Raw genomic sequence first — 17,559 nt, 5'->3', positions numbered from 1 at the left:
GGCGCTTGACGGCCGGTGTTGGCCCTTACTCGATGCCGGCTTCCGTTCAGACCCGCTCCACCATCATGGCGATGCCCTGGCCGACGCCGATGCACATGGTGCAGAGCGCGCGGGTCGCCTTGCGGTCCTCCAGCTCCATCACCGCGGTGGCGACCAGACGGGTGCCGCTGGCGCCCAGCGGGTGGCCGAGCGCGATGGCGCCGCCGTTGGGGTTCACATGCTCGGCATCGTCGGGCAGGCCCAGCATGCGCAGCACCGCGAGGCCCTGGGCGGCGAAAGCCTCGTTCAGCTCGATCACGTCGACGTCGCCGATGGAGAGGCCGAGGCGGGCCAGCAGCTTCTGCGTCGCCGGAGCCGGGCCGATGCCCATCACGCGCGGCGCCACGCCGGCCACGGCGGTGCCGACGACGCGGGCGCGCGGGGTCAGGCCATAGCGCTTCACGGCATCCTCGGACGCCACGATCACCGCGGCGGCACCGTCATTGACGCCCGACGCGTTGCCGGCGGTGACGCTGCCACCTTCCTTGCGGAAGGGGGTGGAGAGCTTGGCCAGCGCCTCCAGCGTCGTGTCGGGGCGCAGATGCTCGTCGGCGGCGACGATGGTCGGCTCGCCCTTGCGGCGGGGGATGCTGACCGGGACGATCTCGCGGGCGAGGCGGCCGGACTCCTGGGCGCGGCCGGCGCGCTGCTGGCTGCGGACGGCGAAGGCATCCTGGTCGGCGCGGGAGATGGCGTAGTCGGCGGCGACGTTCTCCGCCGTCTCCGGCATGCTGTCGATGCCGAACTTCGCCTTCATCAGCGGATTGACGAAGCGCCAGCCGATGGTGGTGTCGAAGATCTCCGCCTGCCGGGAGAAGGCGCTGTCCGACTTGCCCATGACGAAGGGGGCGCGGGTCATGCTCTCCACGCCGCCGGCCACGATCAACTCGGCCTCGCCCGCCTTGATGGCGCGGGCGGCCATGCCGATGCTGTCCATGCCGGAGCCGCAGAGACGGTTGACCGTGGTGCCGGGCACCGCCTCGGGCAGACCGGCCAGCAGCGCCGCCATGCGGGCGACGTTGCGGTTGTCTTCGCCGGCCTGGTTGGCGCAGCCGAGGATCAAATCGTCGACGGCGGACCATTCGACGCCGGGATTGCGCTCCATCAGTGCCCGCAGCGGCACCGCGGCGAGGTCGTCCGGGCGCACCGGGGCCAACCCGCCGCCGTAACGGCCGAAGGGGGTGCGGACGGCATCGCAGATGTAGGCTTCACGCATGGTTCGCTCCAGAAACTATCAGATGGGGATTGCCGCCATGGCCGCCAGAGGCGGTCATTCGACCGGAATGACAGTCCCCGCGATGCGCGCCGACTGGCCGCGGAACAGGCCGACCACCGTGCCGTCCTGGTTGGTGACGGTGACGTCGTAGACGCCGGAGCGACCGCGCTTGTGGACTTCGCGGCATTCGGCGGTCAGCACGTCGCCCAGCCTCGCCGGAGCCGGGAAGGTGATGGAGCAGCCCGCCGCCACCGTCACCTCGTTCGCCGCGTTGCAGGCATAGGCGAAGGCGGTGTCGGCCAGCGTGAAGGTCATGCCGCCATGGCCGATATCGTGGCCGTTCACCATGTCCTTGCGCACCGTCATCGCCATGCGGGAATAGCCGGGGGCGATCTCCAGCAGTTCGATGCCATGGGCCTGGGCGCAATGGTCGCGCTCATACATGCCGCGCCCGACCGCTTCGGCGAGGGACTGGGGATCCTGGAGATTGGTGCTCATAGGAGCGGCTCCTTACCCCCTCTCCCCCCCGGGGAGAGGGTTGGGGTGAGGGGGATGCGCGGCGTGGAGTCGGTGGTGGCGTTTGGGTTTCCGTCGCTTGCAAAGTCACGCGATGCGCCCCCCTCACCCTGACCCTCTCCCCGCTCTCGGCGGACCGAAGGTCCGCCTGCCGCGTCAGCGCAAACTTCGTTTGCGCGTGAGCGGGGGGGAGAGGGGATTTGGGCGATTTGGGCGGCGGAAATCCGGCGCCTCAGAAGCGCCGAGGCGCGGTAGCGGTCCTCGCCGTAGGTGCGGGCCAGCGCGTCGAGCACAGCCAGCACATGGGGGAGGCCGATGCGGTCGGCCCAGGCGAGCGGACCCAGCGGGTAGTTCACGCCCTTGGTCATCGCGATGTCGATGTCGGCGGCGCTGGCGACCCCCTGCATCGCCGCGTCCGCCGCTTCGTTGGCGAGCATGGCGACGGTGCGCATCACAACCAGACCGGGGGCGTCGTCGATCACCGACACCGCCTTGCCCAGCGCCTGGAACAGCCCGGCGGCGACGGCGACCGCCTCGGGCGGCGTGCCGTCGGCGGGAGCCAGCGCCACGCGGGTCGCCTTGGCATAGTCCAACGCCAGATCGAACAGCACCAAGGGAGCGATGCCGTCCTCCGCCGCACGGGCGGTGGCGGTGCGGCCGTCGGTCAGGGCCAGGGTGACGCCGTCCACCAGCAGGATGCCGGGTCCGGGGGTCTCCTCGACGGCGATGCCGGCCTCGCGCAGCAGCCCGACCAGGGACGCGGCGGGGCCGAGGTCGCCCTGCACGGTGACACGCTGCGGCTTGGCGGCCGGTTCGGCGTTGCGCGGCACCGGCTTGGCGGCGCCGGGGCTGTGGTCGTAGAAACCGCGTCCGGTCTTGCGGCCGAGACGCCCGGCCTCGACCAATTCCTGCTGGATCAGCGAGGGCTGGAAGCGCGGGTCGCCGAAATAGGCGGCGTGGACCGAGCGGGTGACGGCGAAGTTCACGTCATGGCCGATGAGGTCCATCAATTCGAACGGCCCCATGCGGAAGCCGCCGGCCTCGCGGGCGACGGCGTCGATGGTGGCGGGATCGGCCGCCTGTTCCTGCGCCAGCCGCAGCCCTTCGGCGTAGAAGGGGCGGGCGACCCGGTTGACGATGAAGCCGGGGGTGGAGCGGCAGCGCACCGGGCTCTTGCCCCACGCCTTCGCGGTGTCGAACAGCGTGTCGAGCACCGCGGCGTCTGTGGCGAGCCCGCTGACGATCTCCACCAGCGCCATCAGGGGTGCCGGGTTGAAGAAATGCAGGCCGGCAAGCCGTTCCGGCCGCTGCACCCCGGCGCCGATGGCGGTGACCGACAGCGACGAGGTGTTGGTGGCGAGGATCGCATCCGGCCCGACGATGCCCTCAAGCTCGGCGAACAGGCGGCGCTTGACGTCGAGGTCCTCGACGATGGCCTCCACCACCAGACCGGCGGGGGAGAGGTCGGACAGGCCGTTGACGGCGCGCAGCCGGTCGACGGTGGCGTCACGCTCCGCCGCCGTGCGCTTGCCCTTTTCGACCAGCGTGGTCAACGCCTTGGCGATGGACTCGACGGCGGCCTGCGCGGCGCCGGGGCGGGTGTCGACCAGCAGGACCGGGTGGCCGGCCTGCGCCGCGACCTGGGCGATGCCCTGGCCCATGGCGCCGGCCCCGACCACCGCGACGGTGACGGAGGGATCGAGTGCCGCCATCACCGCCCCTCGAACTTCGGCGCGCGTTTCTCGACGAAGGCGGAAACACCCTCGCGATAGTCGTGCGTGCGGCCGGCCTCGCGCTGGAGGTCGCGTTCCAGGTCGAGCTGGGTGTCGAGGTCGTTGGCGGAGGAGGCGTTGAGCGCCTGCTTGATGAGGGCCAGACCGCGCGTCGGCTGGGTGGCGAGCTGGCGGGCGAGCGCGCCGGCCTCCGCCATCAGCTTGTCGTCGTCCACCGCCTTCCAGATCATGCCCCAGGCTTCCGCCTGCTCGGCCGAGACCTTGTCGCCCAGCATGGCGAGGCCCATGGCGCGGGCATGGCCGACCAGACGCGGCAGGGTCCAGGTGCCGCCGCTGTCGGGGATCAGCCCGATCTTGCAGAAGGCCTGGATGAAGCTGGCCGACCGCGCCGCCAGGACGATGTCGCAGGCGAGAGCGATGTTGGCCCCGGCCCCGGCGGCGACGCCGTTCACCGCACAGACCACCGGCATCGGCAGGGCGCGCAAGGACCGGACCAGCGGGTTGTAGTTGGTCTCGATCGACACGCCGAGGTCGGGGCCCTGGGCGCCCGGCGCGACCGCGCGGTCGGACAGATCCTGCCCGGCGCAGAAGCCGCGCCCGGCGCCGGTCAGCAGCAGGCAGCGCACGGCCTTGTCGTCGCGGACCTCGCCGACGGCCTCGCGCAGCTCCTCATGCATCGCCGCGGTGAAGCTGTTCAGCCGGTCGGGCCGGTTCAGCGTAATGGTGGCGACGCCGTCGGCGATGTCGAGAAGGATGGTCTTTTCAGTGGTCTGCCGGTCGCTCATTGGGCGGCCTCCAGAACCGGAACGCGGCTCTGCACCACGCGGAAGCGGTTGGCGACGAAGGCGAGGTCGCACAGCGCCGCATTGGCCGCCGGGTTGGCGCCGGTGCCGTGGAAGTCGCTGAAGGCCGCCGACTGGTTGACGAAGACGCCCCCGGTCAGATTGACCGACAGGGCGACGCCGGCCTCGACGAACAGGTCGGTCGCCTGCTCGATCAGCTGCGGGTTGGTGCTGTAGAGGCCGGTGGTCAGGGCGCCCTTGGTCCGGGTCAGGCGGGCGGCGCGCTCCAGGCTGTCGGCGGTGCTGTCGGTCTTCACGATGATGGAGATCGGGCCGAACAGCTCGTGGCCGTACTTGTCCTCGTCCGCCGCATCCATGGTCAGGATCAGCGGCGTGCGGATCCGGGCGTCCGGGAACTTCGGATGGGCGATGGCGCGCGACGGCAGCACGACGGTGCCGAGCCTGGCGGCCTCGTCGATGCGGGCCAGCGTCGCGTCGGACTGGATGGCGCCCAGCACCTCCACCGCGCGTTCCGGGTCGGACAGGAACTTGTCGACGCCGCCGGCAAGGGCCGAGACGACCTGATCGAAGCTCATGCGCTCAGCGCCGGCCTGGATGCCGTCCTTGGGCACGAAGATGACCTGGGTCGTCGTGCACATCTGGCCAGAATAAAGGCTGAGCGTGAAGGCGAGGTTGCGCACCATGCCCTTGGGGTCGTCGGTGCCGTCGATCACCACCGTGTTGACGCCGGCCTTCTCGGTGTAGACCTGGGCCTGACGGGCGTTCTGCTCCAGCCAGTCGCCGAAGCCGGTGGAGCCGGTGTAGTCGATCACCGCCACCTCGGGCCGCAGGGCCAGATCCTTGGCGACGGTGTCGCCGATGGCCAGCGTGACGAGGTTGGGGTCGAGCCCGCACTCCGCCAGCACTTCGCGCGCGATCTTCACGGTGATGGCGAGCGGCAGGATGGCGGTCGGGCCGGGCTTGACGATCACCGCGTTGCCGGTGACGAGGCTGGCGAACAGGCCGGGATAGCCGTTCCAGGTCGGGAAGGTGGCGCAGCCGATGACCAGCCCGACGCCGCGGCCGACCACCTCGAACCGCTTGTCCATAACCAGCGGCGGGTTCTTGCCCTGCGGCTTCTCCCAGCGCGCCGCCGGGGTCTGGTCGGTCATCGCCTTCCAGCCATAGGCGACGGCCTCCAGCCCGCGGTCCTGGGCGTGCGGGGCGCCGGCCTGGAAGGCCATCATGAAGGCCTGACCGGTGGTGTGCATCACCGCGTTGGCGATCTCGAAGCTGCGGGCGTTCAGCCGCTTCAGGATTTCCAGGCAGACGCCGGCGCGGCCGTTCGGCCCGGCCTTGCGCCAGCCCGGCATCGCCGCCTTGGCCGCCTTCACCAGCGCATCGACGTCCGACACCGGATAGGTGATGCCGAGATCGAAGCCGAAGGGCGAGCGCTCACCCCCCGCCGTTCCGGTCACGCCCGGCTGGTCCAACTCGAAGGGCTTGTCGCGGTAGGCCGCGAAGGCCGCCTCGCCATCCGCCGCCGCCGTCTCGCCATAGGCGCGCGGGCTCGGCATTTCGGGGAAGGCCGACCAGTAGGCGCGGCTGCGGCAGGCCTCGACGGCCTTCTGCAGCGTCGCCTCGTGCGTCTCGAACAGGCTTTGCGGGGTGGTGGTCATGGCGGGGCGTTTCCTTTTTCTCGTTGATTAGGCGGCGTCGAAATCGATGACGACCCGTTCGGTCAGCGGGCGCGACTGGCAGGTCAGGACGTAGCCGGCCTCGACCTCCCACGGCTCCAGCGAGTAGTTCTCGGCCATCTCGACCTTGCCTTCGCGGACCTTGGCGCGGCAGGTGCAGCAGACGCCGGACTTGCAGGAATAGGGCAGGTCGGCGCCATGCCGGTGGGCGGCGTCGAGGATGCTCTCGCCGTCATAGGGCAGCGTGAATTCCTTGCGCTTGCCGTCCTGCAGGATGGCGATGGTCGCGGCGTCGGTGGGGGTGTCGGTCGCTACCTTCCTGACCGTGGGCCGCGCGGCGGTCGTGGTGCCGAACAGCTCGACATGGATGTTGGCGGGCGGCGTGCCGCAGGCGGCCAGCGCGTCGCGCACCTCCTCCACCATCGGCTGGGGACCGCAGAGGAAGGCGGCGTCGATGTCCTCGGCCTTCAGCGGGCCGGCGCACAGCTCGCGCACCAGACCGGCGCCGATGCGCCCGCCCAGCAGCCCGGCCTCTTCCGGCTCGCGGCTCAGCACATGGTGGATCACCAGCCGGCCGATATAGCGGTTCTTCAGGTCCTCCAGCTCCTCCCGGAAGATGATGGAGGAGACGGTGCGGTTGCCGTAGACCAGCACGAAGCGGCTCTTCGGCTCCTGCGCCAGCACGGTCTTCAGGATCGACATCACCGGGGTGATGCCGCTGCCGGCGGCGAAGGCGACATAGGTGCGCGCCGCGTCCGGGTCGATGGGGGTGTGGAAGCGCCCCATCGGCGTCATCACCTCCAGCACCGCGCCGGGCGCCAGCGACTGGTTGGCGTGGGTGGAGAACAGGCCGCCATCGACTTTCTTCACCGCCACGCGCAACTCGCCCTCGTCCACGCCGGAGCAGATGGAATAGGAGCGACGTATTTCCTCGTCCCCGATGTGGGTCTTGAGGGTGAGGTACTGGCCCTGGACGAAGCGGAAGCGGTCGGCGAGATCGGCCGGCACGTCGAAGGCGATCGACACGGTGTCCGCGGTCTCCCGGCGGCACTCGCGGATGGTCAGCGGGTGGAAGCTGGGGCTGGTCATGGGGTGGTCCTCGGTCGGGCCGGTGAAGTGGTCGCGGCGGGTGCCCCCACCCCGACCCTCCCCCGCTTCGCAGGGGAGGGGGCAAGTGCTTGTTCGGGAGAGCGGCGGCAGTCCCTCCCCCGCCCAGCGGGGGAGGTTAGGTGGGGGCAAGTGCGGCCGGCGCTTCCACTCAATGGCATTTGAACACGTCGAACGGTTCGAGGCAGGCGTTGCAGGCGTGCAGAGCCTTGCAGGCGGTGGAGCCGAAGCGGCTGATCTGCCGGGTATCCTGCGAGCCGCAGCGCGGGCAGGCGATCACCTCCTCCGGCGCGGTCAGGGCGCGCTTGCCGGAGTGCGGCGGCGGGACGATGCCGACCTCGGCCAGCTTTTCGCGGCCGGTGTCGCTGATCCAGTCGGTGGTCCAGGGCGGGGCGATCACCACCGAGACGTGGGCATCGAGGCGCGCGCGGGCCAGCGCGGTTTCCGCCTCCAGCACGATCACGCCGGTCGCCGGACAGCCGGAATAGGTCGGCGTCAGGGCCACCGACAGCCGGCCGTCGGCATCGGCGGACACCGCGCGGACGATGCCGAGATCGACGATGCTCAGCACCGGAATCTCCGGATCCATCACCCCGGCCAGCGCATCCCAGGCGGCCTTCACGACCGCGTCGGCGCCCGGTTCCGGTCCCCAGCAGCCTGCTGCATCCGGCATTTCGGCCTCACCAAGTCGCGTCGGGATAGGCGCGCGGCAGGAACTGCATCTCGGCCAGCAGATAGCCCAGATGCTCGCTGTGCTCGCCGCGGCGGCCGCCCTTCTGCATCCAGCCGTCGGCCGGACGGTCGAGCGTCGCCTCCTCCAGCACCGCTTCGACGCGGGCGGTCCAGCCGGCCTTCAGGTCTGCCGGGTCGGGGACGATGCCGGCGGCGACCAGCGCCTGTTCGGCCTCGTCGCGCTCGAACATCTCGCCGGTGTAGGGCCAGAGGCGGCCCAGCGCGTCGGCGACCTTGGCGTGGCTGACGTCGGTGCCGTCGCCAAGCCGCACCAGCCAGTCGCCGCTGTGGCGGACGTGGTAGCGCACCTCCTTCACCGCCTTGGCGGCGATGCCGGCCAGCGTCTCGTCCTTGGAGGCGCACAGCCGCTCATACAGCTCCACCGCCCAGGCATCGTGCAGGAACTGGCGGACAATGGTGTGGCCGAAGTCGCGGTTGGGCTGCTCGACCAGCAGGTGGTTGCGGTAGTCGAAGACGTCGCGCCGGTAGGCGAGGCGGTCCTCGTCGCGGCCCTTGCCTTCAAGCTCGCCGGCATAGGTCAGCAGCATGCGGGCATGGCCGACGAGGTCGAGCGCGACGTTGGTCAGCGCGATGTCCTCTTCCAGCTCCGGCGCATGGCCGCACCATTCCGACAGCCGGTGCCCCAGCACCAGCGAGGTGTCGCCCAGCCGCAGCGTGTAGCCGAACAGGGCATCCTTGAGATCCGTGCTCATCAGATGGACTTCCAGCTAGATATTTTTGACGTCTGCGGGGATGTCGTAGAAGGTCGGGTGGCGATAGACCTTGTCGTCGGCCGGATCGAACAGGCTGGCCTTCTCCGACGGGTCGGATGCGGCGATGCTGGATGCCGGAACCGCCCAGATGCTGACGCCCTCGCCGCGGCGGGTGTAGACGTCGCGGGCATTGTCCAGCGCCATGTGGGCGTCGGCGGCGTGCAGACTGCCGACATGCTTGTGCGACAACCCGTTCTTCGGCCGGATGAAGATCTCGAACAGCGGCCAGTCTTTGCGGTCCATAGTCGGATCCTTCATGTCTCGTTCCCTCGGATTTCTTGGCTCAGCCGGCCTTCTTCATGGCGCGCTGCTTGCGTTTGGCGGCATGGGCGATTGCGGCCTCGCGCACCCAGGCGCCGTCGTCCCACGCCTTGCGGCGGGCCTCGATGCGCTCGCGGTTGCAGGGGCCGTTGCCCTTCAGGATCTCGTTGAACTCGGTCCAGTCGATGGCGCCGAACTCGTAATGGCCGGTCTCGGCGTTGAAGCGCAGCTCCGGGTCCGGGATGGTCAGGCCCAGGAACTCCGCCTGCGGCACCGTGGCGTCGACGAAGCGCTGGCGCAGCTCGTCGTTGGAGAAGCGCTTGATCTTCCAGGCCATGTTCTGGGCGGAGTGGGCGGACTGGTCGTCCGACGGGCCGAACATCATCAGCGACGGCCACCACCAGCGGTTCAGCGCGTCCTGCGCCATCCGCTTCTGTTCCGCCGTGCCCTGGGCCAGCGCCAGCATCAGCTCGTAGCCCTGGCGCTGGTGGAAGCTCTCCTCCCGGCAGATGCGGACCATGGCGCGGGCATAGGGGCCGTAGGAGCAGCGGCAGAGCGGCACCTGATTCATGATCGCCGCGCCGTCCACCAGCCAGCCGATGGCGCCGATGTCGGCCCAGGTCGGGGTCGGGTAGTTGAAGATGCTGGAATATTTGGCCTTGCCCGACAGCAGCTGGCCGACCAGCTCGTCGCGCGTCACGCCCAGCGTCTCGGCGGCGCTGTAGAGATAGAGGCCGTGCCCTCCCTCGTCCTGCACCTTGGCCAGCAGAGCCACCTTGCGGCGCAGCGTCGGCGCGCGGGTGACCCAGTTCCCTTCCGGCAGCATGCCGACGATTTCCGAATGGGCGTGCTGCGAGATCTGGCGGACCAGCGTACGGCGGTAGCCCTCCGGCATCCAGTCGCGCGGCTCGATCTTCTCTTCGGCGTCGACGCGCTCCTGGAAGCGGCCCTGGAGAGCGGCTTCCTGTTCCGTCACCAGCCGGGGAGACGGTTGAGCGCTCTGCTCGGTCTTGGCATCCAAACCTTGCGTGTACATCGGCATCCCCGAGATGGATTGCGCGTCCAGCGAACATTTCCTGAAAGCAAAATATGATACAGATCAACGACTGTAAAGCGCAAATGTGTGTCGCTTTTGGGGTGGGGCGGCTAGTGTCGAGAAATCTTCTCAAAATCAATGGTTTACTTGCGAAAATCAGCGCATGGCTTTGGTCGCGCTCCGCCGGATGCGGGCACGAATGGGCATGCACCGATACACAGTCGGCGCAGTTTTAAAGATTTTGTGCGATGCGGAAGAGGCAAGGCGAAGGGGGAGGGGCGCCGTCGGTTCCATAACCGACGACAGCGCTCTGGAACTGGCAGGGCGGCAGGAGTTTGCCAGGCCCGCCCCCTATCTGTCCGATGGGTGACCGGCTTGCTTTACGCCAGCTTGCTTTACGCCAGCTTGCTTTACGGTGGTCGCGACGGCCCTCGGGCTCGTCGTCGGCAGAGGAAGTTCGATGGGGGGCTTACGATGCCCGCAACGCCCCCAGGAAGCCGTCCACCTCCTGCCGCATCCGTCCGGCGTCGCCGGTGACGGTGTCGACGGAGCGCACCATGACGCTGCTCGCCTGCTCGGCGGACGCGGCGGCGGCAGTGACGGCGGCGATGTTGTCGGAGACGCTGCGGGTGCCGTCGGCGGCATCCTGGATGTTGGCGGCGATCTCGCCCACCGCGGCGCTCTGCTGCTCGACCGCGGCGGCGACCTCGGACGATATCTCGTTCAGGCGGGCGATGGTGCGGGTGACGGCGCCGATGGTGTCGACTGCGGTGCCCGACGCGCTCTGAATCTCGGAGATGCGCGCCTGGATCTCGGCGGTCGCCTTGGCGGTCTGGCCGGCGAGCTGCTTCACCTCGCTCGCCACCACGGCGAAGCCCTTGCCGGCCTCTCCGGCGCGGGCGGCCTCGATGGTGGCGTTCAGCGCCAGCAGATTGGTCTGGCCGGCGATGCCGGAGATCATGTCCACCACCTTGCCGATCTCTTCGGCGGCTTCGGCGAGGCTGCCCATCACGGCGGTGCTGCGTTCGGCGTCGCGGGTGGCGTCGGCGGCGATCCCGGCGGAATCGGCGACCAGCTGCGAGATACCGGCGAAGCTGGCCGACAGTTCGGCGGTGGCGGCGGCGACGCTGTCGACATTGGCCGAGGCGCGGCCGGCCGCCGACGACACCGCGTCGGAATGGCGCGCGGTCTCGGCGGCCCCCTCGGCCATCGCGGTGGAGGCGGCGGCCATCTCGGCGGTGGAGGCGGACAGCGCCTCGACAAGGCGCTTCACCGTCGCCTCGAAGCCGTCGGCCAGCGTGCGCAGTTCGCGGCGGCGTTCCTCGGCGGCGGCGGTCTTCAGCTGTTCCTGCTCCTGCTGCAGGCGTTCGGTCTCGAGCATGGTGTCGCGGAAGACACGGGCGGCGGTGGCCATGCGGCCGATCTCGTCGCGGCGGCCCTCCTCGAAACTGGCGGTGAAGTCGCGGGCGGCCAGCCGTTCCAGCGAACCGGCGACATCGAGAATCGGGCGCGAGATGCCGCGCACCAGCACGGCGCCGAAGCCGAGCGCCAACAGCGTGCAGAGCGTCACCCCGCCCAGCACCATGCCGTGGGCGCTGCTGTAGACCGCCGCGCCCTGGTCGGCGACGGCGCCGGCATCGACCATCGTGCCCTCGACCAGCGCGTCGAGCGCCTCCTGCACGCTGGCGAAGGCGACGGCGCTGGGGCGTTTGAACACGCTGACCGCGGACTTGGCGTTGCCCTCGCGGGCGAGGTCGCGCACCCGCTCGGCATTGGCGGCGTAGGCGGTCCAGGCCTCGTCGAACGCCGCCAGCCGCGCCGCGCCCTCGCCGCCGGTGAAGCGGGATCCTGCGGCCTGACGGCGGGCCTTCACCTCGGCCTCCGCGTCGGTCCAGCCCTTTTCGGCCTGGTTCACCTGCATCTCGTTGGTGGCGAGCGCATAGGCGGCTTCGGCGATGCGATGGCCCTGCGCGGCGGAGGTCAGTTGACCGGCCAGCTGGGTCGCAGGCAGCGAGCGGCTGCGCATCGTCTCGGCGGCATTGTTTAGGATTTCCAGCCGGCTGAGCGTGAACAGCCCGAAGGCGGCGGCCATCACCACGGTGCCGAGCACGGCGACGATGATCTTGGCGCGGATGGTCAGCCGTCCGAATGAACGAATTTTAGCCAATTTGCCTGCACCCCCGCCAAGCTTCCGGCAAGAAGCTGTCCTGCCCGAAGGAATTATTCGACCCTCAATCTTACTAATCCGAACGTTTAAAATTATCAACGCGGAAGGTGAGTGAATTGGTCGGAGATCACAGAGGGGAGGGCAATTGTCACGACTGGCGGAGGAGTTGAACGCCAAAACGAAACGGCCGCCGCACCCTGTTGGTGCGGCGGCCGTTTCGGGACCGTCTGAGGATGGAGATCAGGCGGCCTTGCGAACGGAACCCAGCTCGGTGAACAGCTTCACCACGGCTTCGACGAACTCGTTCAGCTGGTCCTGGCCCAGGGCCGAGACGGTGATGTCGTCGACGACCAGCGCCTCGTCGCTGATCCGGCCGCCGGCGGCGGTCAGGTCGGCGCGGTAGGCTTCCGGGGCGGCCAGCAGACGGCCGCGCAGCTTGCCGGGGATCGCCAGCAGCTGGATGCCCTGGTCGATGGCGGCGATCGGCTTGCCGGCATCCAGGAAATGGCCGACGATGCGGCGGGTGTGGGCCGACTGCTGCAGCTTCGCCACGCTGCGCTCACCGCCCGGCAGCAGCAGCATGTCGAAGTCGGCGCCCAGCGCCTCGCTCAGATGCTTGTCCACCGGGAAGTAATGGCCCCAGGACTTGCCGTGCCAGCCGTTGACCAGACCCGTCTCGGTGGAGATGGTGCGCAGCGTGGCCCCGGTCTTGATCAGGGCGCGTTGCGGCTCGGTCATCTCCGCTTCTTCGAAGCCGTTGGAGACGAGGATGGCGATGGACTTTCCTGCGAGCGATTGATCCATACTGTCGTGTCCTTTCATCGTTTCACCAAAGAACGCCGGAGCATCTCCGATGGCATGTCGGCCAGGGGAGAACCCGCCGGGGCAGAGGGAGGCGGTCGGGAAACGGTCATCGCCGCGCAAGGGGTTGCGCGGCGGCCAGTTCCGCCCGCCGGTAGCCCAAGGTCGGGTGCCGGCGTGTGGGACCTTTACGTCCCGGATCGGTTTGTTTTCAGCATGGGGACTTAATTGGTCCCGATGCGGTTCCAAGTCAACAACGGATTCCGCGGCGCACCCAAGGATGCAGCGGCCCGTAAACCGGCCCCGACAGTGGATTTCCCGGCATTTTCCAGCCCAGTTCAAGACTTTCGGGCCGGCCGCACCGTACCACCGGTTGATGGGGTGCAGGGCTGCCATACCATAGGGGCGTGGCTTAACCGAAGGCTTATTCCCATTGAACCGGCCGAGATCTGTTCGGACACAAAAAAACGGCCGGGGGGAAGGCCCCCGGCCGTCGGCAAGTCAAAGCATCAGCCGTTCGAAAAGATCCAGCTCGCACACTGGATCACGGACCAATCCCGATGATCGGAACCTGCGATCAATGGAACTGGTCAGCCTCGGTGGAGTCCTTGTACGCGGTGGTCGAGGAGGTGCCGCCGGAGATCGCCGTGGCGACCGCGTCGAAGTAGCCGGTGCCGACTTCGCGCTGGTGCTTGGTGGCGGTGTAACCGTCCTTCTCGGCCGCGAACTCGGCCTGCTGCAGTTCGGAGTAGGCGGCCATGCCACGCTCGGCGTAACCCTTGGCGAGGGTGAAGGCCGAGTAGTTCAGGCTGTGGAAGCCGGCCAGCGTGACGAACTGGAACTTGTAGCCCATGGCGCCCAGCTCGCGCTGGTACTTGGCGATGGTGGCGTCGTCCAGGTTGGCCTTCCAGTTGAAGGAGGGCGAGCAGTTGTAGGCCAGCATCTTGCCCGGGAACTGCTTGTGCACGGCCTCGGCGAAGCGGCGCGCCTCGTCCAGGTTCGGCTTGGAGGTCTCCCACCACATCAGGTCCGAATACGGCGCGTAGGACAGGCCGCGGGCGATGCAGTGATCGACGCCCATGCCCTTCTTCAGGCGGAAGAAGCCCTCGGTGGTGCGGCCGGCGTCGAAGTCGATGAAGGGATGGTCACGCTCGTCGATGTCCGAGGTGATGAGCTGCGCCGATTCCGCATCGGTGCGGGCGATCACCAGGGTCGAGGTGCCACAGACGTCGGCGGCCAGACGGGCGGCGTTCAGCGTGCGGATGTGCTGCTGCGTCGGGATCAGAACCTTGCCGCCGAGGTGGCCGCACTTCTTCTCCGAAGCCAGCTGGTCTTCCCAGTGCACGCCGGCGGCGCCGGCCTTGATCATCGACTTCATCAGCTCGAAGGCGTTCAGCGGGCCGCCGAAACCGGCCTCGGCATCCGCGATGATCGGCGCGAACCAGTAGGTGTCGCCCTTGCCCTCGGAGGTCTGGATCTCGTCGGCGCGCTTGAAGGTGTTGTTGATGCGCTCGACGACCGCCGGGACCGAGTTCACCGGATACAGGCTCTGGTCCGGGTACATCTGGCCGGCCGTGTTGGCATCACCGGCGACCTGCCAGCCCGACAGGTAGATGGCCTTCAGGCCGGCCTTGACCGCCTGCATCGCCTGGTTGCCGGTCAGCGCGCCCAGCGTGTTGATGTAGGGCTCGGTGTTCAGCAGCTCCCACAGGCGGCGGGCGCCCAGCTCGGCCAGCGTGTACTCGATCTTGACCGAGCCGCTCAGACGCTTGACGTCGTCCATGGTGTAGTCGCGGCGGATGCCCTCGTAGCGGGCGGCGTGGATGGCGGCCTTGGTCTTTTCATCGAGCGACATGGGTCAGGTTCCTTATTGTCCGGTGAGCCCGGTTGATCGGGGCGGAACTGGGGTCTCGGGGCGGGCCTTTTGTCGGTCCCTGCGGCCTCTTGTGCAGCGGCGTTTCCTCCCGCCGGTTGCGTCTGCACTTTGCCGTCTTCGGGGCCGCTTGCGCTTTACAGCGCGGCCGTGAAACAAGACTTAAACCGCGCCTGAGTGCGTTGCAATAAGCCCTTGTTTGTAAAAAGGTCCGTTTGTAAACTGCCGTCTTCACAATCCTGTAAATCCGTAAATCTTGTAAAGTCAGTGACCTGCCGGAGGGGCGTGCCGTGGCGACCATGGAAAAGAAGGCGATGCTGGGTCCGAAGGTCCGCCGCCTGCGCCGCGACCAGGGGCTGACCCAGGCGCAGATGGCCGATCAGCTCGGCATCTCCCCCAGCTATCTGAACCTGATCGAGCACAACCAGCGCCCGGTCACCGTGCCCTTGCTGCTGAAGCTGGGCCAGCAATTCGGGGTGGATCTGCAGGCCTTCGCCGAGGATGAGGAAAGCCGGCTGGTGGCGGGACTGCGCGAGGTGTTCGCCGACCCGTTGTTCGACGGCTCCGACATCAAGAACCAGGATTTCCGCGAACTGGCGGCGGTGGCGCCGACGCTGGGTCAGGCGGTGGTGGCGCTCTATCGCGGCTTCCGCGGGGCGCGCGACGATCTGCAGGCGCTGGCGGAGCGGGTGGCCGACCGCGAGAAGCTGCATCTGGTGCAGGCCACCGGCTTTCCGCAGGACGAGGTGCGCGACCTGTTCCAGGCCCACTCCAACCATTTCCCCGAACTGGAGGCGGCGGCGGAAAGCCTGTGGCAGGACGGCAAGCTGGAGCGCGGCGACCTCTATCGCGGGCTGGTCGACTGGCTGAACACCCAGCACAGCGTGCGCGTCCGCCTGCTGCCGTCGGAGGTGATGGGCTATGCCGTGCGCCGCTTCGACCGCCACAGCCGGCGCATCCTGCTGTCGGAGATGCTGGCGCCGTCGGGCCGCACCTTCCAGCTGGCCTGCCAGATCGCGCTGCTGCGCCACCGCGACCTGCTGAACGGCATCGTCGACGCCGCCAACCTGTCCGACGACGAAGCGCGGCGGCTGTCCCGCATCGGGCTGGCCAATTATTTCGCGGCGGCGGTGCTGATGCCCTACGGCCGCTTCCACGAGGCGGCGACCCAGGTCCGCTACGACATCGAGATCCTGCGGCGGCGCTTCGACGCGTCGTTCGAGCAGGTCTGCCACCGGCTGACCACGCTGCACCGGTCGGGGGCCAAGGGCGTGCCCTTCTTCTTCATGCGGGTGGACAGTGCCGGCAACGTGTCGAAGCGCTTTTCCGGCGCCGGTTTCCACTTCGCCCGCTTCGGCGGCGGTTGCCCGCGCTGGATCGTCTATGAGGCCTTCCGCACGCCGGGCAAGATCCACAGCCAGATGGCGGAGATGCCGGACGGCACCGCCTATTTCTCCATCGCCCGCACGGTGGTGAAGGCTGGCGGCGGCCACCGCAGCCCGCCGCAGCAGTTTGCCGTCGCTCTCGGCTGCGACGTCCAGCATGCGGGGCAAGTCACCTATGCGGACGGGTTCGACCTGTCCAACACCAGTGCTGCGACGCCGATCGGCGTGAATTGCCGGCTCTGCCCGCGGCTGGACTGTTCGCAGCGGGCGTTTCCGCCGCTGAATCATCGGCTTATCGTCGATGAGAATTTGCGCGGACTCTCCCCCTACCTGTTTGCGCCGCCCAGCGCGGAATAATGCGTCGATTGACCGGGATCAATGTTGTACGGCGCTGTTTGTGTTGTTTGCCGGAAAGCCCGTCATTCGACTGGTAGAAATCCGTGGCCTTCGACCGGGATTGTTGATAGGTTTCGGCCGTTGCGTCGCGGCAGCTCCGCTCGCGTCCCCGCGCCGGCCACCTGAACGCAGCGTCCCGGACTTTGGTATTGAACATTGCCAACAGAGCTTGGCCTCGACAGGTTTTGGAACGCCCCCATGAGCAACTTGATCAAAGAGCGCGTGCTGACCGTTCACCACTGGACCGACACGCTGTTCAGCTTCACCACCACGCGCGATCCGTCCTTCCGCTTCCTGCCGGGGCAGTTCACCATGATCGGGCTGGAGGTCGACGGCCGGCCCCTGCTGCGTGCCTACAGCCTCGTCAGCGCGCATTACGAGGAGACGCTGGAGTTCTTCAGCATCAAGGTGCAGGACGGCCCGCTGACCTCGCGCCTGCAGCACCTGAAGGAAGGCGACACGCTGCTGGTGAACCGCAAGGCGACCGGCACGCTGATCACCGACAACCTGCTTCCCGGGCGGAACCTGTATCTGCTGAGCACCGGCACCGGCCTGGCGCCGTTCCTCAGCATCATCAAGGACCCGGAGATGTACGAGAAGTTCGACCGGGTGATCCTGACCCACGGCACCCGCACCGTGGCGGAACTGGCCTATGACGACCTGATCCACCACAGCCTGCCGGAGAACGAGTTCTTCGGCGAGCAGGTGAAGGAAAAGCTGCTCTATTACCCGACGGTGACGCGCGAGCCCTTCCGCAACCAGGGCCGCCTGACCACGCTGATGGAGACCGGCAAGCTGTACAGCGATCTGGGCTTGCCGGAACTGGACGCCGAGAAGGACCGCGTGATGATCTGCGGCAGCCCGGCGATGCTGGCCGAGACCACCGCGATGATGGAGCGCCGCGGCTTCGTCATGGGCACCAACGGCGAGCCGGGCGGCTTCGTCATCGAGAAGGCGTTCGTGGAGCGGTGAGGGAGTGTGTGGGGGTGTCGGCTTCGATGCCCCCTCCCTAACCCTCCCCCGCTTCGCGGGAGAGGGAACTCCG

The 17,559-nt window shown here is 68.3% G+C and carries 15 protein-coding genes; 2 read left to right on the top strand and 13 right to left on the bottom strand.

Going from position 1 to position 17,559, the window contains the following annotated elements; translation table 11 throughout:
• Positions 1 to 46: 46 nt before the first annotated feature.
• The 13 genes from pcaF to aceA all read right to left on the bottom strand — a co-directional run bounded on the left by pcaF (position 47) and on the right by aceA (position 14,715).
• The gene (pcaF, locus tag PWS46_RS24730; protein WP_434624330.1) at positions 47 to 1,255 is read right to left on the bottom strand and encodes a 3-oxoadipyl-CoA thiolase; all 1,209 of its coding nucleotides are present in this window, start codon (positions 1,253 to 1,255) and stop codon (positions 47 to 49) included.
• A gap of 54 nt (positions 1,256 to 1,309) precedes the next feature.
• On the bottom strand, positions 1,310 to 1,753 hold the full coding sequence (gene paaI / locus PWS46_RS24725) for a hydroxyphenylacetyl-CoA thioesterase PaaI (protein WP_434624328.1): 444 nt from the start codon (positions 1,751 to 1,753) through the stop codon (positions 1,310 to 1,312).
• On the bottom strand, positions 1,750 to 3,483 hold the full coding sequence (paaH, locus tag PWS46_RS24720; RefSeq protein ID WP_434624326.1) for a 3-hydroxyacyl-CoA dehydrogenase PaaH: 1,734 nt from the start codon (positions 3,481 to 3,483) through the stop codon (positions 1,750 to 1,752). The genes paaI and paaH overlap by 4 nt, the downstream gene beginning before the upstream one ends.
• Positions 3,483 to 4,289 (bottom strand): 2-(1,2-epoxy-1,2-dihydrophenyl)acetyl-CoA isomerase PaaG, encoded by an 807-nt coding sequence (gene paaG / locus PWS46_RS24715; RefSeq protein WP_434624324.1) that lies wholly within the window; start codon positions 4,287 to 4,289, stop codon positions 3,483 to 3,485. Before paaG ends, paaH begins: the two co-directional genes overlap by 1 nt.
• A complete protein-coding gene (gene paaN, locus PWS46_RS24710; protein WP_434624322.1) occupies positions 4,286 to 5,965 on the bottom strand; it encodes a phenylacetic acid degradation protein PaaN in 1,680 nt (559 codons plus the stop codon). The genes paaG and paaN overlap by 4 nt, the downstream gene beginning before the upstream one ends.
• 27 nt (positions 5,966 to 5,992) lie before the next feature.
• A complete protein-coding gene (gene paaE / locus PWS46_RS24705) occupies positions 5,993 to 7,072 on the bottom strand; it encodes a 1,2-phenylacetyl-CoA epoxidase subunit PaaE (protein ID WP_434624320.1) in 1,080 nt (359 codons plus the stop codon).
• Positions 7,073 to 7,241: 169 nt separating this feature from the next.
• Positions 7,242 to 7,763 carry a 1,2-phenylacetyl-CoA epoxidase subunit PaaD gene (gene paaD / locus PWS46_RS24700; RefSeq protein ID WP_434624318.1) on the bottom strand — a complete coding sequence of 174 codons (522 nt, stop codon included), beginning with the start codon at positions 7,761 to 7,763 and terminating at the stop codon, positions 7,242 to 7,244.
• A 7-nt stretch (positions 7,764 to 7,770) separates the two neighbouring features.
• Positions 7,771 to 8,535, bottom strand: a complete 765-nt coding sequence (gene paaC / locus PWS46_RS24695; protein ID WP_434624316.1) for a 1,2-phenylacetyl-CoA epoxidase subunit PaaC — start codon at positions 8,533 to 8,535, stop codon at positions 7,771 to 7,773.
• Between the two features lie 15 nt (positions 8,536 to 8,550).
• Positions 8,551 to 8,853 carry a 1,2-phenylacetyl-CoA epoxidase subunit PaaB gene (gene paaB, locus PWS46_RS24690; protein ID WP_434624314.1) on the bottom strand — a complete coding sequence of 101 codons (303 nt, stop codon included), beginning with the start codon at positions 8,851 to 8,853 and terminating at the stop codon, positions 8,551 to 8,553.
• A gap of 25 nt (positions 8,854 to 8,878) precedes the next feature.
• Positions 8,879 to 9,892, bottom strand: a complete 1,014-nt coding sequence (paaA, locus tag PWS46_RS24685) for a 1,2-phenylacetyl-CoA epoxidase subunit PaaA (protein ID WP_434624312.1) — start codon at positions 9,890 to 9,892, stop codon at positions 8,879 to 8,881.
• A 469-nt stretch (positions 9,893 to 10,361) separates the two neighbouring features.
• Positions 10,362 to 12,059, bottom strand: a complete 1,698-nt coding sequence (locus PWS46_RS24680; RefSeq protein WP_434624310.1) for a methyl-accepting chemotaxis protein — start codon at positions 12,057 to 12,059, stop codon at positions 10,362 to 10,364.
• Between the two features lie 240 nt (positions 12,060 to 12,299).
• Positions 12,300 to 12,863 (bottom strand): DJ-1/PfpI family protein, encoded by a 564-nt coding sequence (locus PWS46_RS24675; RefSeq protein WP_042697580.1) that lies wholly within the window; start codon positions 12,861 to 12,863, stop codon positions 12,300 to 12,302.
• A 574-nt stretch (positions 12,864 to 13,437) separates the two neighbouring features.
• Positions 13,438 to 14,715 carry an isocitrate lyase gene (aceA, locus tag PWS46_RS24670; RefSeq protein ID WP_085092124.1) on the bottom strand — a complete coding sequence of 426 codons (1,278 nt, stop codon included), beginning with the start codon at positions 14,713 to 14,715 and terminating at the stop codon, positions 13,438 to 13,440.
• Positions 14,716 to 15,032: 317 nt separating this feature from the next.
• Here aceA and PWS46_RS24665 point away from each other — a divergent pair, with 317 nt between their 5' ends.
• The gene (locus tag PWS46_RS24665) at positions 15,033 to 16,475 is read left to right on the top strand and encodes a helix-turn-helix domain-containing protein (protein WP_434624412.1); all 1,443 of its coding nucleotides are present in this window, start codon (positions 15,033 to 15,035) and stop codon (positions 16,473 to 16,475) included.
• Between the two features lie 237 nt (positions 16,476 to 16,712).
• Positions 16,713 to 17,486: a ferredoxin--NADP reductase gene (locus PWS46_RS24660; RefSeq protein WP_434624308.1), complete on the top strand. Its 774-nt coding sequence runs from the start codon at positions 16,713 to 16,715 to the stop codon at positions 17,484 to 17,486.
• Positions 17,487 to 17,559: the final 73 nt, after the last annotated feature.

It is taken from the genome of Azospirillum sp. B2RO_4 (assembly GCF_051124815.1).
In the GTDB taxonomy this organism is placed as follows: domain Bacteria; phylum Pseudomonadota; class Alphaproteobacteria; order Azospirillales; family Azospirillaceae; genus Azospirillum.
Note: the sequence above shows the minus strand (reverse complement) of the source record. Positions and strands in the feature narration are given on the sequence as shown.

Bases quoted from the DNA above. Each gene is read 5' to 3' on its own strand.
- pcaF (WP_434624330.1), bottom strand. From the start codon at position 1,255: ATGCGTGAAGCCTACATCTGCGATGCCGTCCGCACCCCCTTCGGCCGT.
- paaI (WP_434624328.1), bottom strand. From the start codon at position 1,753: ATGAGCACCAATCTCCAGGATCCCCAGTCCCTCGCCGAAGCGGTCGGG.
- paaH (WP_434624326.1), bottom strand. From the start codon at position 3,483: ATGGCGGCACTCGATCCCTCCGTCACCGTCGCGGTGGTCGGGGCCGGC.
- paaG (WP_434624324.1), bottom strand. From the start codon at position 4,289: ATGAGCGACCGGCAGACCACTGAAAAGACCATCCTTCTCGACATCGCC.
- paaN (WP_434624322.1), bottom strand. From the start codon at position 5,965: ATGACCACCACCCCGCAAAGCCTGTTCGAGACGCACGAGGCGACGCTG.
- paaE (WP_434624320.1), bottom strand. From the start codon at position 7,072: ATGACCAGCCCCAGCTTCCACCCGCTGACCATCCGCGAGTGCCGCCGG.
- paaD (WP_434624318.1), bottom strand. From the start codon at position 7,763: ATGCCGGATGCAGCAGGCTGCTGGGGACCGGAACCGGGCGCCGACGCG.
- paaC (WP_434624316.1), bottom strand. From the start codon at position 8,535: ATGAGCACGGATCTCAAGGATGCCCTGTTCGGCTACACGCTGCGGCTG.
- paaB (WP_434624314.1), bottom strand. From the start codon at position 8,853: ATGAAGGATCCGACTATGGACCGCAAAGACTGGCCGCTGTTCGAGATC.
- paaA (WP_434624312.1), bottom strand. From the start codon at position 9,892: ATGTACACGCAAGGTTTGGATGCCAAGACCGAGCAGAGCGCTCAACCG.
- PWS46_RS24675 (WP_042697580.1), bottom strand. From the start codon at position 12,863: ATGGATCAATCGCTCGCAGGAAAGTCCATCGCCATCCTCGTCTCCAAC.
- aceA (WP_085092124.1), bottom strand. From the start codon at position 14,715: ATGTCGCTCGATGAAAAGACCAAGGCCGCCATCCACGCCGCCCGCTAC.
- PWS46_RS24665 (WP_434624412.1), top strand. From the start codon at position 15,033: ATGGAAAAGAAGGCGATGCTGGGTCCGAAGGTCCGCCGCCTGCGCCGC.
- PWS46_RS24660 (WP_434624308.1), top strand. From the start codon at position 16,713: ATGAGCAACTTGATCAAAGAGCGCGTGCTGACCGTTCACCACTGGACC.